Raw genomic sequence first — 14,868 nt, forward strand, 5'->3', positions numbered from 1 at the left:
CAGGTCATGAGTGACAGTCATGAGGCCCCGGCCGACTGTCCGGCAACCCTCCGTCCGTGGCGGGGTGCCCCGGGTGAAGACCAGGCTGTGGACAGCAAGGTCCACGGCAAGCGCGGATCCCTCGCACGCTTTTTAGAAGTGTGGGGCCAGGGATCCTGGTCGTCGAGGAGTCTTCCGTGAGCAAGCGAATGCGATAGGGCCGCAGAGCCCCGCCTCCGCACACCCTTTTTCTCTCTTTCCCCATGCCTCTCACGGGAGTTTGCCATGTCCGTTTCCACCGCTGCCGCCGCCCAGACCGTTTGCCGTGACATTTCGGGGGCTCTGCCCGTCCTCGGCCGGGATGTCACCGTCCCGCTCGTCACCGGCGGTGAAGTCACCTACGCCGCGCTCGACTACGCGGCCAGCGCCCCGGCGTTGCAACGGGTCTGGGACGACGTGGCCGCCTACGCGCCCTACTACGGCAGCGTCCACCGGGGTGCCGGATACCTCTCCCAGCTCTCCACCGACCTCTTCGAGAACTCCCGCAGGACCGTCGCCGAGTTCCTGGACTGCCGGGAAGACGACCAGGTGGTCTTCACCCGGTCCACCACCGACTCCCTCAACCTCCTCGCCGCCGCACTCCCGGCCGGCTGCCAGGTCTTCGTCTTCGAGACCGAGCACCACGCCTCGCTGCTGCCCTGGCAGAACGCCCGCGTCAGCTACCTCGACGCCCCGCGCACCCCGCGCCAGGCCGTCGAGAACCTGGAGCGCGCCCTCGCCGACCGCGACCCTCAGGGCCCGGCCCTGGTCTGCGTGACCGGCGCCTCGAACGTCACGGGCGAGCTGTGGCCCGTACGGGAACTGGCCGCCGCGGCCCACGCGCACGGTGCCCGGATCGTCCTGGACGCCGCCCAACTCGCCCCGCACCACCCGGTGTCGGTGCGTGACCTCGACGTCGACTGGGTCGCCTTCTCCGGGCACAAGCTGTACGCCCCCTTCGGCTCCGGCGTCCTGGCCGGACGCGCCGACTGGCTGCGCGCGGCCGAGCCGTATCTCGCGGGCGGCGGCGCCAGCCGCAAGGTCACGCGGCGCGCGGACGGGGGAGTCGACGTGGAGTGGCACGAGAGTGCCGCACGGCATGAGGCGGGGTCGCCCAATGTCATCGGCGCGTACTCCATCGCCTCCGCCTGCAAGGCGCTGACGGAGGCGGGTTTCGACACGCTGGTCGCCCGTGAGGAACACCTGATCCGCAAGGTCCGGGAAGGCCTCGCCGAAGTGCCCCAGGTGCGCGTCCTCTCCCTCTTCGGGGACGACGCCCCCCGCGTCGGCGTCCTCTCCTTCGTCGTCGACGGCTGGAACAGCTCCCACTTCGCCGCCGCGCTCTCCGCCGAGTACGGCATCGGCGTCCGCGACGGCCTCTTCTGCGCCCACCCGCTCGTCCGCACCCTGCTCGGCAGCGACCCGCAGACCCAGGGCGAGTGTGGCGCCCCCGAGGCCGCGCCGGGCGAGAAGTCCCTCAACGCCATCCGCGTCAGCTTCGGCGCGGGGACGCCGGACGAGCACGTGGAGCGGTTCGTGAACGCCGTGAAGGAACTCGTGCGGGACGGCGCCCGATGGAACTACCGGACGGAGGACGGCCGTTGCGTCCCCGACACCTCCGCCTGAGCCGGAACCGGTAGCCGGGCGCCCAGCACGATCATCCGCAGGGCGCGCTCGGTGGCGTCCGTGAGGAGTTCGCTCGCCCGGACCAGCGCCTCGGCCAGGGCCATCGGAGCGGGCAGGATCCCGTGGCAGGCGTCCACGCCCGGCACCTCGTGCGCGCCCTCGCCGAGGGTGCCCGCCAGCGCGAGGACCGGCCGCCCGTACAGCTTGGCGCGGCGGGCCACCTCCGCCGGGACCTTCCCCCGGGGCGTCTGGTGGTCCAGCGCCCCCTCGGCGGTGACCACCAAGTCGGCGCGGGCCAGCCGGGCGTCCAGGTCGAGGTGGTCGAGGAGCACGTCGAAGCGGGGGCGGAGCCGGGCGCCCAGAGCGGCCAGGCCCGCGCCCAGTCCGCCGGAGGCGCCGGTGCCGGGGCCGTGGCGCAGGTCGGTGCCGTGGACGGCGAGGTCGCGGGTGAGGACGTCGGCCCAGTTCTCCAGGCCGGCCGACAGTTCCTCGACCTGCGCGGGCGTCGCCCCCTTCTGCGGACCGAAGACCCGGGCCACGCCCCGCTCGCCGCACAGCACGTTGTACGGATTGCAGGCGACGAGCAGCTCCACTTCCTTCAGACGGGGGTCGAGGCCGGTCGGGTCGATGCTGTGCAGTCGGGTCAACTCCCGTCCGCCGTACGGAAGATCGCGGCCGTCGACGTCGAGCAGCCGCGCCCCGAGCGCCTGGAGCGCGCCGGCGCCCCCGTCCGACGTACCGGAGTCGCCGCAGCCCACCAGGATGCGCCGTACGCCCAGGTCCAGCGCGGCGCGGATCAGTTCGCCGACGCCGTAGGTGGTCGTGGCGCCCGGATCGCGAAGGTCGTGCGGGACCAGGGAGAGGCCCGCGACCGCCGCCATCTCCACCACCGCCGTGTCCCGGGAGCCGAGCAGCGCGAAGTGGGCGGCGATGGTCTCCCCGACCGGGCCCGTGGCGGGCACGGTGACGAGCCGGCCCCCGGTGGCGGCGGCCAGCGTGGCGGCCGTACCCTCGCCGCCGTCCACGAGCGGGACCAGGTCGACCTCGGCGTCGGGCAGGACGCGCAGGACGCCCGCCGCGATGGCGTCCGCGGCGGCCTCCGCGGACAGGGACTCCTTGAAACCGCTGGGGGCTACGACGATACGAGTCAGCATGAGGGCTCCTAACGCTCCTAGCGGGTGACGGACACGCCGAGCAGCGGCCATACCGCGACGGCGAAGAGCAGGACGAGCGCGGCGGTCAGCGGGGCCAGGACGGCGGACAGCCGCAGCAGGTCGCGCGGGGTGTAGGTGGGGGTGCCGGGGATCTCCGCGAACAGCGTGACTGGCTTCGCGGAGGCGGGAAGGGTGTGGCAGAACCCCGCGGCGGCGGTGGAGGCGAGCGCGGCCGCGACCGGGTTGACCCCGACACCGACGGAGGCGGCCACCACCAGCGGGACCAGGACCGAGGAGCGGGCGGAGCGGGACTGCAGGACCAGGTGGGCCGCCGTACTGATCGCGATCACGATCGCCAGGAACACCACCGGGGCCTCGCCGGTCGGCAGCCCGGAGACCAGCCATGTCGCCGCTCCCGAGTCGGCGAGCGCGACGCCCATCGCCATCGTCGCCGCCATGAAGAGCAGCAGCGACCAGGGGACGGTCTTCAGCGCGTCCTTCAGGCGTACGGTGCCCAGGGCGGGGGAGGAGGCGACAACCGCGCCGATCAGCGCGACGACCGCGGGCGGCACCCGGTGCAGCGGCTCGCTGCACCACAGCAGGACGACCGTGGCCATCAGCAGCGCACAGCGCTTCTCGGCCTGTGTCCAGGGACCGGTGACCGGGCTCTCGCTGTGCTGCTGGATCTGCTCCGGGGTGATGTGGACCGGGCCGCGGCGGTCCGCGCGCCGGGTCGTCGTCAGCAGCACCAGCTCGGCGGCCAGATGGGAGGACGCCACCGCCAGCGGCAAGCCCAGCAGCAGCCACTGGGTGAAGCCGACCTGCTCCCCGGTCGCCTCCCACAGCACCGACACGGTGATCAGATGTGCGCCCGCGCCGATCAGGGTCGCCACCGCGGACAGCAGGATCACGGTCGGGAACAGCAGCGCCAGCATCACGACCAGTCGCTTCCGGTCGGAGAGGACCTTGGCGAGGGCGAGGAACACCGGCAGCGCCAGCGCGGCCCGGCCCGAGGTGGCGGGAACCGCGAACGCCGTGACGACCAGCGAGGTCGTCGTCAGGTGCACCAGCTGCCGTACGGTCCGCGCCCCGCCGACCAGGAACGCCGCCGCCCGGCCCGCGAGCCCGGTCCGGGCCACCGCCGCCGCCAGCACGAAGGCGCAGATCAGCAGCCACACCGTCGAGTCGCCGAGCGTGCCGAACAAGGTGTCGCTGCTGATCACGCCGGTCACCGTCAGGGCGAGTCCGGCGCCCAGCGCGATGTACGTGTCGTCGATCGGCGTACCGATCCAGGCGCAGGTCGCCAGGGCGAACACGGCGAGGGTCAGCCGGGCGTCGCCGCCGAGGCCGGGGAAGTTGCCGGGCACCGCGAGCAGCGCGCAGAGGGACAGCGCCACGCACAGGGCGACGGTCAGTCGGAGATTCAGGGTCACGTCATCGAGCGTTCACCCGGGCGGTGAGCCCTGAATGAGGCGCACATGAAGGAAACTTCACGCGGGCAGCCGGTACCCCATCCCCCGTACCGTCTCCACCCGCTCCGCGCCCAGCTTCTTGCGCAGTGTGCGCACGTAGACGTCCACGATGTTGGAGCCGGGGTCGAAGTCGTATCCCCACACGTGCGACAGGATCTGCTCCCGGGACAGCACCTGTCCCGGATGCCGCAGGAACAGCTCCAGGAGGACGAACTCACGGGCCGTCAGATCGACGGTCCGGTCCCCGGCCCGAGCCCTCCGCGTCCGCAGGTCCAGGCTCAGCGAACCCGACTTCAGCACCGTCACCTCGGGTGCCCTGGCCGCCGTACGCAGCCTGAGACGCACCCGGGCGAGCAGCTCCTCGAAGCGGAACGGCTTGGTCATCCAGTCGTCGGCGCCTCCCTCCAGACCGGCCACCGTGTCCCGTACGGAGTCTCGCGCGGTCAGCACGATCACCGGGATCGTCACCCGGGCCTCGCGCAGCTGCCGCAGCACCGTGAAGCCGTCCCGGCCGGGCAGGCCGATGTCCAGGACGACCAGGTCGAAGCCGCCGGTCAGGGCGTACTCGTAGCCCGCGTCGCCGTCGGCGACGACGGTGGTGGTGAAGCCGCCCGCGCGCAGGCCCTTCTCCACGAAGGAGGCGATGCGCTCCTCGTCCTCGATGATGAGGATGCGGTTCATGGACGTGCCTCTTCCAGGGTCAGTACGAAGGTGGCGCCGCCGCCCTCGGTGTCGTGCAGGCGGACCCGGCCGCCGTGCCCTTCCGCGATCGCCTTGACGATCGACAGGCCGAGCCCGGCCCCCGAGCCCCGTGTGCCGCGCCGGGCCGTGCCGCGCCGGAACCGCTCGAAGATCACCTCGCGGTCCTGCGGCTGGACCCCCGGCCCGGAGTCGGCGACGTACAGCTCGATGCGCGAGCCGTCGGCGCGGGAGCCGACGCGGATGGTCTGGCCGGGCGTGGTGTGCTGCACGGCGTTCTGCGCCAGCTGGACCATGGCCTGGGTGATCCGCTGGGGGTCCAACTCGGTCTCGCGGTCGGCGACTTCGGTGAGCTGCCAGTCGCGGTCGCCGAGGGTGCGGGCCTTGACGTAGACGTCGGCGGTGAGTTCGGCGAGCTGGACCGGCTCCAGGGTGACGAAGTCGGGGCGCTCGGTCTTGGCGAGCAGGAGCAGGTCCTCGACGATGCGGCTCATCCGGTCGAGTTCGTCGGTGACCAGGCGGACGGTCTCCTCCCGTTCGCCGGGGTCGTCGCCCATCAGCTCCAGGTGGCCGCGCACGATGGTGATCGGCGTGCGCAGCTCGTGGCCGGCGTCGTCGACGAACTCCCGCTGGGCGGCGAAGGCGCGCTCCAGCCGGTCGAGCATCGCGTTGAACGTCTCGGCGAGGGCCGCGATGTCGTCGCGGCCGTGCACCGGGATGCGCCGGGTGAGGTCGCGCTCGGTGAGCTCCGCGGCCGTGACCCGCACCAGACGTACGGGCTTGAGGATGCGGCCTGCTACCGCCCAGCCGATGCCCGTGGTCAGCAGCAGGGCCACTCCGGAGATGGCGAGCAGGATGCGGAACACCTCGTTGGCGCGCTCCAGCTCCCGTCCCGGATGGAAGGCGACGACGAACGCGGCGTCCGGCTCACTGCCGGGCCGGGCGATGGCGACCTTGGCCCACCGGATCTCGCCCGACGGCCGGTGCACGACACCGGAGGGGGCGGGCGAGTCGAAGATACGGCGCCGGGCTTCGGCGTCCTCGTGCAGCGGCAGCACGCCGCGAAGGTCACGCGGCTGGATGATCTGCGCCGGGTCCTGGCCCGCACCGCCCACCAGGCCGATCAGCTCCTCGTCCGGATCCGCGTACTGCCGCACCAGGAAGGTCCGCAGCAGCCGGGCCGGATCGGTGAACGGGCCGCCGGTCTCGGGGTCGGTCCCCCGCTCCTCGAAGTTGGTGAACTCGCCGGCCTCCTGGGTGAGCAGGCGGTTGATCCGCTGGTCGGCCTCCCGCAGCAGGATCGACCGCGTGACCGTGGCCACCGAGGTGAGTGCGACCGCCATGACGAGCAGCAGCCACAGCAGGATGCGGACCCGGGCGGAGACCCGCCCGCGCGGGCCGTCAGTTGTCGTCGCCGGGTCCGCGGTCGTCCCCGGCTCCGTCATCTCCGCCCCTCTGGCCGCGGTCGTCGTCATCGTCATCACCCGGGGGGCTGTCGGTCACCGGAGGCCGCGACACAACCTCGTCGCCCGGTGTCGGCGCGGGCCGTGTGGGCGTCGGCGTGGGCGAGGGCGAGCCGCTGTCCAGCTCCACCTTGTGCGGAACCTTCGGCGCCTCGGGGCTGTCGGAGAGCGCGAAACTGGTCGCGGCGATACCGAGGGGGATCATCACGACGGCGGCCAGGGCCGCCATCCGGCGAGAGAAGACCATGGGCTCATCCTGTGTGCCGCTCCCGGCGGGGAGGATGAGCCCAAGATGAAGAACTCTTCATCTCCGTGCCGGGCCGGCGGCGGACATCTTCATCTCGACAAGGGGGCGGGCGGAGCCTCAGCTGTCGAGGCCGATCGCGAACGCCGCCTCCAGGTCGTGCTGCGAGTACGTACGGAACGCCACGTGCGTGTCCGTCGCCTCCACGCCCGGGATCTTGCTGATCCGCCCGGGGATGACCTCCGCGAGGTCCTCGTGCTGCTTGACCCGGACCATGGCGATCAGGTCGTACGTACCGGTCACGGAGAACACCTCACTGACGCTCTCCAGCGCCGCGATCGACTCCGCGATCTCGGGAATCCGGTCCACGCTGGTCTTGATCAGGACGATCGCGGTGATCACGGCTGGTTCTCTCCCTCGGGGGCCGGGGTTCGGGCGGACTTCACTCTAGTCGTCCGCCCGAAACGGGCCCACGCGAAGCAGAAGCCCAGGCCGAAGCCCAGGAGGTGGGCCAGGTACGCCACCCCCGGGCCCTGGCCCGCCCGCCCCGCCGCCAGCCACTGCAGGGCCGCCCAGAAGGGCAGGACGAGCCAGGCCGGGAAGCGCAGGGGCAGGAAGAACAGGAACGGCAGGAGACTGGTCACCCGTGCCCCGGGGAACAGGTACAGCAACGCGCCGAGAACGGCGGAGATCGCCCCGGAGGCGCCGACCAGCGACTGCTCGGAGCCGGCGCCCGCGGCCGCGTAGCCGAGCAGGGCCAGGTAGCCGCAGCCGACGTAGAAGAGAGTGAACTGGACGCGGCCCATCCGTTCCTCGGTCATCACGCCGAAGACGTAGAGGAAGAGCATGTTGCCCAGCAGGTGGACCCAGCTGCCGTGGACGAAGAGGGCCGTGGCGGGGGTGAGGGCGGCCCGGGTCGAGCCCTCGAACAGTTCGGCGGGGACCACCCCCCACCGGTGGAAATAGGCCCGCTGGGCCGCGAGCAGCAGGTCGCCGGTGCCGTACGCCGGATTGAGGCCCGACGCCGGGCCGATCAGGAAGATCAGGCAGCACAGGGCGATCAGTCCGTACGTCACCGGCGCCGACGCCTCCCGGACGGCTCTGCTCGCCCGGCCGACCGTCACGCTCCAGTTACGGATCATGGACACAGAGCATGACGTAACGGGACGCAACCGAACAGACCGCCTCGCCGCCCCGGACGCCCGAGCGGCGAGTTGCCGCCAGGCCGTAGGGTTACGAGCCACACGCACCGGGGAGCAGCCCGGGGCGTCACGGACAATAGAAGGCCTAGAAGGAAAGAGCACAGTCACGATGACGGTTCCCCTGCCGACCGCCACGACGCGGTGGCGCTGCACCCTCTGCGGCAACCTCACGCGTTTCGACGTGACCCGCTCGTCGAAGGTCGTCGAATACGTCCACCTCGATCTGGCCGGTGAGCCCAAGGTCGAGGAGCGTGACGTGGTCAGTGAGACCATCGAGTCGGTGCGCTGCCGCTGGTGCAACGCGGTGGATCAGGTGGAACTCGTGGACAGGCCGGGCGCCGGCTCCTGACGGGAGCGGGCCCGCACAGGCATTGGGGTGACGGATGGCGGAGACCACAGGCGGGGGGCCGGGCGACGGCGCCGCCGAGGTGCTCGACCGTCCGCTGCCCGACGGCGTGCGCCGCAGGGTGGTCCAGATCGTCTCCGACGGTTTCGGCGGGCTGACCGTCAGCGAGCTGCCCGCACAGCTCAGACAGTACGCCCGGTTCGCACCCAACCGGCGGGCCAAGTTCGCCGGCAACGCCATGGCCGCGGCACTGGAGACCGATCCACTGTTCCGGCAGCGCATCGGGGAGAAGTTCAGAGAGGCTCAGCCGGAGCTCTCCGGCGCTCTCGACTCCGGCTCGCCGCCCCCGGCCGCGGACCCGCTCGACGTGGCGGCCGCGGCCTATGTACTACGGCCCACCGGCTGGGTGAAGCTGGTGACCGCGGCCGGCGAGGAGGCCCAGCGGGCGCACGCCGAACGCGCCGACGAGGAGAACCGCGCCGAGCTGGAGCGACTGCGCGAGGAACTCGCCCGGACCCGTGAGCACACCCGGGCCGAGACCGAGCGGCTGCGCAGCGAGCTGGATTCGGCCAAGAAGGACGCCGAATCGCTGCACCGCAAGCTGCGCTCGGCCCTCAGTGACGTCAAGCGCGGCGAGGCGGCGCTGCGCAAGGTGCACGCCGAGATGGAGTCCGTACGGGCGGAGGGGCACGCCCAGGTGTCGGCCGCCGAGAGCGAGACCCGGCGGCTGAAGGCGCGCCTCGGGGAGGCGGAGGCCGCCCTGGAGGCCACGCGCAAAGCGGCGCGCGAGGGGCGCAGTGTCGAGGACATGCGCGTACGACTGCTCCTTGACACCCTGCTGGACGCGACCCAAGGGCTGCGCCGGGAGCTGGCGCTGCCGCCCGTCTCCGTACGGCCGGCGGAGACCGTCGACGCGGTCGAACCGGGACGTATGACACCGAAGGACATCGCCGCGCGGGCCCTGTCCGAGAACGACCCCGCGATCCTCGACCAGCTCCTCGCCCTGCCGCAGGCGCACCTGGTCGTCGACGGCTACAACGTCACCAAGACCGGCTATCCCCAGATGCCCCTGGAGAAGCAGCGGCTCAGGCTCCTCGGGCAGCTCTCGCAACTCGCCGCGCAGACCGGCGCCGAGGTGACCTGCGTCTTCGACGGGGCCGAGCTGGCCGCGCCGGTGCTGCTCGCGCCGCCTCGCGGGGTGCGGGTGCTGTTCTCCAAACCGGGCATCACGGCCGACGAGTTGATCCGCCAGCTGGTGCGTGCGGAGCCGCCCGGCCGCCCGGTCATCGTCGCCTCGACCGACCGTGAGGTGGCCGACGGAGTGGCCCGCGCGGGGGCGCGCCCGGTCGCTTCCGCGGTGCTCCTCAAGCGGCTGTCCTGAAGGTCAACCTTCAGGCTGAATGCCCGAATTGGGCACACTGTCACGCAACGTAGCGTCAACCTGGCATCACTTCATGTGAGTTGAGTGCAAAGAATGGATGGTGTGACTAGATTTTGCTTCTGAGGATTTGATCCGATCACAACTTGGTCACTAGGGTCTGCCTTCGAACCTCAGAGCGGGTGATCACTCAGAAGAAGGAGTTCACCTCCGTGGCGTCCCATCGTCGACCCAAGCAGCCCAGTCGCGCACGTGTGACCGTGCTGACCACCGCAGCCGCCGCTGCCGTGGCCCTGACCTCGCAGGCGGCCAACGCCGCGCCGAGCGAGAAGCCGAGCAAGGACGAGGTCAAGGCCAAGGTCGACAAGCTGTACGAAGAGGCGGAGCAGGCCACCGAGAAGTTCAACGGGGCCAAGGAGAAGCAGGAGAAGCTCCAGAAGGAGATCTCCACCATCCAGGACAACGTCGCCCGCGGCCAGGCGGAGCTCAACGAGCTGCGCGACAGCATGGGCCTCGCGGCCGCCGCCCAGTACCGCACGGGCAGCATCGACTCCTCGGTCCAGCTGTTCCTGTCCTCCGACCCGGACGACTACCTGGACAAGGCGTCCACCATGGACCAGCTGAGCGCTCAGCAGGTCGACGCGCTGAAGAAGATCCAGGAGAAGCAGCGCGAGCTCGCCCAGGACCGCTCCGAGGCCGCCGAGAAGCTCAAGGACCTCGCCTCCACCCGCACCGAACTGGGCAAGAAGAAGAAGGAAGTCCAGGGCAAGCTGGCCCAGGCGCAGAAGCTGCTCAACACCCTGACCGCGCGGGAGAAGGCCGCACTCGCCGCCGAGCAGGCCAGCGCCAGCAACGAGAGCGCGGGCGAGGCCCTCGGCGCCGGCGCCGGCTCCGGACGGGCCGGCGCGGCCTACGCGTGGGCACAGAGCCAGCTCGGCAAGCCCTACGTCTACGGTGCCACCGGCATGAGCTCCTACGACTGCTCGGGCCTCACCTCCCGGGCGTACGCGGCGGCCGGCGTCTCCATCCCGCGCACCTCGCAGGCGCAGGCCGGCATCGGCACCAAGATCTACTCGGTCAGCCAGCTCAAGGTCGGCGACCTGGTGTTCTTCTTCAACGACCTGCACCACGTCGGCCTCTACGCGGGCAACGGCCAGATCATCCACGCGCCGCGCACGGGCACGGTCGTCCGCTACGAGTCGATGGGCACCGTCGGCGGCCCGTTCATGTTCGGTGTCCGCGTCTGAGGTGTTCGCGTCCGGTCCCTCGGCCTCCTGAGGAACCCTGAAGATCAACACGCCGTGCCGCCCGAACGGGCGAATCGCGGCAACGTGAAAATGACTCCACGCCCCGCCGGTGACCTGCGTCAGCGGCGGGGCGTCACGTTGTGTGCTCACGGAGGTCGTTGGTCGGCGTCCCCTAGCGGGGCTACTGTCTGCCGCGTTTCCCTCACCGAGGGGAGACAGTCCTCGTCCGCCAGCGGAAGGAGCGCGGCTTCCCGTGGGGTCCCATCGCCGCCTTGCACAGTCCGGGTTCGACCGGGGGGCCACCGCCCTCTGCGTCCTGTCAGCCGCCGCCGCGGCCCTCGGGGTCGTGCCGGCCACGTCGGCGGTGGCCGCGCCGCACGACGACACCCGCGCCGAGGTGGACCGCCTCTACGAAGAGGCCGAGAAGGCGACCGAGGCCTACAACAAGGCCGACGAACGCGCCGGTTCGCTGCGCAAGGAGGTCAGCGGCGCCCAGGACCGGATCGCCCGCCAGCAGGAGCGCATCAACTCCATGCGGGACGCGCTCGGTTCGCTGGCCGGCGCCCAGTACCGCTCCGGCGGACTCGACCCCTCCCTGGCGCTGCTGTTCTCCGACGACCCGGAGGACTACCTCGACAAGGCCGCCGTCCTCGACCGGATCGGCGTCCACCAGGCCGGGGAGCTCAAGGACCTCCAGCAGGCCATGCGCGACCTCGCCCAGGACCGCTCCGAGGCGGCCCGGAAACTGGGCGAACTGGAGAAGAGCCGCAAGGCCGTCGCCTCCCACAAGCGGACCGTCGAGAAGAAGCTGGCCAAGGCGCGCCGACTGCTCAACGCCTTGCCGTCCGCGGAGCGCGCCGCCTACGACCGGGCCTCCCGCTCCGGCCGCTCCGACCTGCCGGACCTCGGGGGCGACGTCCCGTCCTCGGAGCGTGCCGCCGCCGCCGTGGCCGCCGCCCAGTCCGCGCTCGGCAGGCCCTACGTCTGGGGCGCCAACGGCCCCTACGGCTTCGACTGTTCGGGCCTGACGCAGTGGGCGTACTCGCAGGCCGGCGTCGCCATCCCGCGCACCTCGCAGGCCCAGCGCTTCGCCGGCCGCCAGGTCCCGCTCTCCCAGGCCCAGCCCGGCGACCTGGTCACCTACCGGTCCGACGCCAGCCATGTCGGGATGTACGCAGGCAACGGCCAGGTGATCCACGCGCCCTACCCCGGAGCGCCCGTGCGCTACGACCCGGTGGGCATGATGCCGGGGGCGACGGTGACAAGGGTCTGACCAGGGCGCCCGCGCGGCCGTACGATCGGGGGCGTGGCTAGGCCCTGTCGTCAAATTCCCGCCTGCCGCGCGAGGCCATGCACGCTCCCCCACTGCCTTAAGGGCGTGGGAGGTGCCCCCACTCGCCGCACCGGGCGCAGACCCACGTACAACCAGTACGAGGGCCTGCGCCCGGCACGCCGAGAGCACGCACCTACGCGGACATCGGCCGCTGCCGCGGCGGGCGCGCGGCCCGCCCTTCGGGCGGACGACGGGAATTTGACGACAGGGCCTAGTCGAGGGCGGGCGTCGGGACGCGCTGTCGTGGCGTTGTGTCTGTTGTTGCTGGTCGCCCTGGTGGGCTGCGGGCAGAAGCCCGCCACCGACAGCGCGAAGGCCGACGTACAGCGGGTTCTCGACCGGCGGGCGGTCGCGGTCCTCGACCGGGACGAGGTGGCGTTCGTACGGACGGGCGCGCTGAGCTGGTTCGAGAACCTCAGCGCGGTGCCGCTCGCCCACTGGTCCTACCGCGTCACCGCCCTGCGCCGCACCGGCGACACCGCCACCGCCGACGCCGAGCTCAGCTACCGCGTCCAGGGCTACGACCGGGCGCCCGTCACCGTCGGCCGCACGCTGGACCTCTCCCTGGACGCGGGCGGGCGGTGGTACGTGGACGCCGAGCGGCCCGCGAAGAAGGCCGCCCAGCAGTTGTGGGACCAGGGCGAGGTGAACGTCGTCCGCGGTGAGCACAGCCTCGTCCTGGGCGTCGGGCAGTCCGGCGAGGGGCTCCGCTCCTACGCGGACCTGGCGGACCGCGCGGTGCCGGCCGTGTCGGACGCGTGGGGCACGGACTGGCCCCGGCGCGTCGTCGTCCTCGTCCCGAGGTCGCTGGAGGGGATGGCGGGGCTGCTCGCCTCGCCCGCGTCCTCGTACCGCGGGATCGCGGCGGTCACCACCGGGGAGACGGGAGCGGTGCGGGCGCCCGCAGACCGGATCACCGTCAACCCGGACGCGTACGGCCTCCTCGGCGCCCTCGGCAAACAGGTCGTGCTCACCCACGAGACGACCCATGTCGCCACCCGTACCGCCACGACCCCGGCGACGCCCCTGTGGCTGTCCGAGGGGTACGCGGACTGGGTCGGCTACCGCGGCACCGGTCGGACAGCGGCCGAGGCCGCGCCGGAGCTGGCCGAGGCCGTGACCGAGGGGAAGGCGCCGACCGCCCTGCCGTCCGACCGGGACTTCGGCTTCAGCGGCGACGCGAGCGAGCTGGCGCGGGCGTACGAGGGCGGCTGGATGGCCTGCCGGATGATCGCCGAGCGCTGGGGCGAGGTGCGCCTCGGCGAGTTCTACCTGGCCGTGGGCGCGCACGAGCAGCGGGAGGGCGCGGTCGAGGAGGCCATGGAGAAGGTGCTCGGCACGACGCCGGCGGTCTTCACCGCGCAGTGGCGGGACTATCTGCGGGGTCAGCTGGGCTGATGGAGTCGGGCGACGGCCTGCTTTGCGAGGACCGTGCCGGCACCGTCGCGCGCCACAGTGCGCGGGCCCCGATGACGGTGGCGAGGACCAGCAGGCCATTGCGGACGAAGAGCAGGGTGATGCCGAGCGGGTCGCTGGAGACGACGTGCGCGAACCAGAGCGGGAACTCCAGGACCGTCACGAAGCACGCCGCCAGCACCAGGCCGACCGGCAGACCCATCCGGCTGCTCCGGAAGCCCAGGCAGACCGCCGCCAGGCCGACCAGCCACACCATGTACTGCGGGCTGATGACCCGGCTGGTGGTGGTGAACATCAGCACCCCCACGAACGCCGCGTCGGCCATCGTGTGCGCCTCGAACCTCCTTGCCATCAGCCGCCACACCAGCAGCCAGCCGAAGGCCATGCCGGTCAACGCCAGCGCGGCCGTGCTCACGACGTTCACCCACGGGCCGAGGAACTCGACCGAGCCGTAGTTCAGCAGCACCTCGCCGTCCCAGCCGAAGTGCCGGGCCACATGGAAGACCAGCGCGCCCAGCGACTCCACCTCGGTGCCCCGGTCGCGCTGGAAGGTCAGGAAGGCGAAGGCGCCGGGCATGGCGAGGGCGAACAGCCCGGCCACCACGACGACGGTCACCGCCGCCGAGGCCCAGGCGTCGCGCCTGCGGGCGGCCAGGAGCAGCAGGGCCGGCCACACCTTCAGCAGCGCCCCGAAGGCCGCCAGCGCGCCCATCACCCGGGGGTGCCGGGCGCCCGCGAGGAGTGCGGCGACCGCCACGGCGGTGACCATCACGTCGTAGCGCGCGTACACCGTCGGTCCGAGCAGCGGGACGCCCGCCACCCACACCCAGGCCCCGCGCGGTGTCCGGCCCGGGCGCCGGCCCGCGGACAGCAGCAGGACGAGGACGGCCAGGTCGGCGAGGAACGCGAGGACGAAGAACGCCGAGGCGTACTCCAGGCCGGGCAGCAGGGCGGGGGAGAGGATCGCGAGGGCGGCGGCGGGCGGATACTGCCAGGTCACGTCGTCGAGCGGGAAGGTGCCGGTGCGCAGCACCTCGTACCAGCCCTGGTAGATGACGGACACGTCGCCGGTGACGTCCGGCCCCGGGAAGACGTACACCTTGAAGACGAAGAGGAGGAGCAGCAGCCTGGTCACGCCCCAGGTCGGCAGCAGCCACGTCAGTGACCGCCTCGCGCCCGTCGTCTCCACGTGATCCCCTGCCGTTCGATTCCCGCCTTGAGGAGAACATGATGTCCCGCACCGCTGTGAGCCTGCCACAGACACGGCCGT

Annotated in this window: 14 protein-coding genes and 1 riboswitch; of the genes, 6 read left to right on the plus strand and 8 right to left on the minus strand. The window is 71.9% G+C overall.

Features of this window, described 5'->3' with window-relative positions:
• Positions 1 to 2 precede the first annotated feature (2 nt).
• A riboswitch (SAM riboswitch) is annotated at positions 3 to 119 on the plus strand.
• Between the two features lie 145 nt (positions 120 to 264).
• Positions 265 to 1,644 carry an aminotransferase class V-fold PLP-dependent enzyme gene (locus CLM62_RS47515; protein ID WP_095756130.1) on the plus strand — a complete coding sequence of 460 codons (1,380 nt, stop codon included), beginning with the start codon at positions 265 to 267 and terminating at the stop codon, positions 1,642 to 1,644.
• On the opposite strand, the gene CLM62_RS47520 is transcribed toward CLM62_RS47515, so the two are convergent.
• The 7 genes from CLM62_RS47520 to CLM62_RS47550 all read right to left on the minus strand — a co-directional run bounded on the left by CLM62_RS47520 (position 1,599) and on the right by CLM62_RS47550 (position 7,818).
• Positions 1,599 to 2,798: a glycerate kinase gene (locus CLM62_RS47520; protein ID WP_095756131.1), complete on the minus strand. Its 1,200-nt coding sequence runs from the start codon at positions 2,796 to 2,798 to the stop codon at positions 1,599 to 1,601. The genes CLM62_RS47515 and CLM62_RS47520 overlap by 46 nt on opposite strands.
• Positions 2,799 to 2,815: 17 nt before the next feature.
• Positions 2,816 to 4,231 (minus strand): SLC13 family permease, encoded by a 1,416-nt coding sequence (locus tag CLM62_RS47525; RefSeq protein ID WP_179382531.1) that lies wholly within the window; start codon positions 4,229 to 4,231, stop codon positions 2,816 to 2,818.
• Between the two features lie 57 nt (positions 4,232 to 4,288).
• The gene (locus CLM62_RS47530; protein ID WP_095756132.1) at positions 4,289 to 4,951 is read right to left on the minus strand and encodes a response regulator transcription factor; all 663 of its coding nucleotides are present in this window, start codon (positions 4,949 to 4,951) and stop codon (positions 4,289 to 4,291) included.
• The gene (locus tag CLM62_RS47535) at positions 4,948 to 6,414 is read right to left on the minus strand and encodes a HAMP domain-containing sensor histidine kinase (protein WP_257004516.1); all 1,467 of its coding nucleotides are present in this window, start codon (positions 6,412 to 6,414) and stop codon (positions 4,948 to 4,950) included. Before CLM62_RS47535 ends, CLM62_RS47530 begins: the two co-directional genes overlap by 4 nt.
• Positions 6,371 to 6,679: a small secreted hydrophilic protein gene (locus tag CLM62_RS47540; RefSeq protein ID WP_095756133.1), complete on the minus strand. Its 309-nt coding sequence runs from the start codon at positions 6,677 to 6,679 to the stop codon at positions 6,371 to 6,373. Before CLM62_RS47540 ends, CLM62_RS47535 begins: the two co-directional genes overlap by 44 nt.
• A 117-nt stretch (positions 6,680 to 6,796) precedes the next feature.
• Positions 6,797 to 7,078, minus strand: a complete 282-nt coding sequence (locus CLM62_RS47545; RefSeq protein ID WP_095756134.1) for an Lrp/AsnC family transcriptional regulator — start codon at positions 7,076 to 7,078, stop codon at positions 6,797 to 6,799.
• The gene (locus tag CLM62_RS47550; RefSeq protein WP_095756135.1) at positions 7,075 to 7,818 is read right to left on the minus strand and encodes a rhomboid family intramembrane serine protease; all 744 of its coding nucleotides are present in this window, start codon (positions 7,816 to 7,818) and stop codon (positions 7,075 to 7,077) included. Before CLM62_RS47550 ends, CLM62_RS47545 begins: the two co-directional genes overlap by 4 nt.
• A 169-nt stretch (positions 7,819 to 7,987) precedes the next feature.
• On the opposite strand from CLM62_RS47550, the gene CLM62_RS47555 reads away from it, so the two are divergent.
• From CLM62_RS47555 to CLM62_RS47575, 5 genes are all read left to right on the plus strand, one after another.
• Positions 7,988 to 8,227 carry a hypothetical protein gene (locus CLM62_RS47555; protein ID WP_095756136.1) on the plus strand — a complete coding sequence of 80 codons (240 nt, stop codon included), beginning with the start codon at positions 7,988 to 7,990 and terminating at the stop codon, positions 8,225 to 8,227.
• A 34-nt stretch (positions 8,228 to 8,261) separates the two neighbouring features.
• Complete coding sequence (locus tag CLM62_RS47560; protein ID WP_095756137.1) at positions 8,262 to 9,605, plus strand: NYN domain-containing protein; 1,344 nt, start codon at positions 8,262 to 8,264, stop codon at positions 9,603 to 9,605.
• A 209-nt stretch (positions 9,606 to 9,814) separates the two neighbouring features.
• A complete protein-coding gene (locus CLM62_RS47565) occupies positions 9,815 to 10,849 on the plus strand; it encodes a C40 family peptidase (RefSeq protein ID WP_095756208.1) in 1,035 nt (344 codons plus the stop codon).
• Between the two features lie 253 nt (positions 10,850 to 11,102).
• Positions 11,103 to 12,122, plus strand: a complete 1,020-nt coding sequence (locus tag CLM62_RS47570) for an NlpC/P60 family protein (RefSeq protein ID WP_095756138.1) — start codon at positions 11,103 to 11,105, stop codon at positions 12,120 to 12,122.
• A 309-nt stretch (positions 12,123 to 12,431) separates the two neighbouring features.
• Positions 12,432 to 13,580, plus strand: a complete 1,149-nt coding sequence (locus CLM62_RS47575; protein ID WP_373559260.1) for a hypothetical protein — start codon at positions 12,432 to 12,434, stop codon at positions 13,578 to 13,580.
• Here CLM62_RS47575 and CLM62_RS47580 read toward each other — a convergent pair.
• A complete protein-coding gene (locus tag CLM62_RS47580; protein ID WP_095756140.1) occupies positions 13,537 to 14,787 on the minus strand; it encodes a glycosyltransferase 87 family protein in 1,251 nt (416 codons plus the stop codon). The two genes, CLM62_RS47575 and CLM62_RS47580, sit on opposite strands and share 44 nt — an antisense overlap.
• Positions 14,788 to 14,868 lie beyond the last annotated feature (81 nt).

Origin of the sequence: Streptomyces sp. SA15 (genome assembly GCF_002291145.1) — a bacterium.
Lineage (GTDB): Bacteria > Actinomycetota > Actinomycetes > Streptomycetales > Streptomycetaceae > Streptomyces.

What these genes read in the sequence shown, in the direction of transcription:
- CLM62_RS47515 (WP_095756130.1), top strand. Translation starts at nt 265, where the DNA reads ATGTCCGTTTCCACCGCTGCCGCCGCCCAGACCGTTTGCCGTGACATT.
- CLM62_RS47520 (WP_095756131.1), bottom strand. Translation starts at nt 2,798, where the DNA reads ATGCTGACTCGTATCGTCGTAGCCCCCAGCGGTTTCAAGGAGTCCCTG.
- CLM62_RS47530 (WP_095756132.1), bottom strand. Translation starts at nt 4,951, where the DNA reads ATGAACCGCATCCTCATCATCGAGGACGAGGAGCGCATCGCCTCCTTC.
- CLM62_RS47535 (WP_257004516.1), bottom strand. Translation starts at nt 6,414, where the DNA reads ATGACGGAGCCGGGGACGACCGCGGACCCGGCGACGACAACTGACGGC.
- CLM62_RS47540 (WP_095756133.1), bottom strand. Translation starts at nt 6,679, where the DNA reads ATGGTCTTCTCTCGCCGGATGGCGGCCCTGGCCGCCGTCGTGATGATC.
- CLM62_RS47550 (WP_095756135.1), bottom strand. Translation starts at nt 7,818, where the DNA reads ATGATCCGTAACTGGAGCGTGACGGTCGGCCGGGCGAGCAGAGCCGTC.
- CLM62_RS47555 (WP_095756136.1), top strand. Translation starts at nt 7,988, where the DNA reads ATGACGGTTCCCCTGCCGACCGCCACGACGCGGTGGCGCTGCACCCTC.
- CLM62_RS47560 (WP_095756137.1), top strand. Translation starts at nt 8,262, where the DNA reads ATGGCGGAGACCACAGGCGGGGGGCCGGGCGACGGCGCCGCCGAGGTG.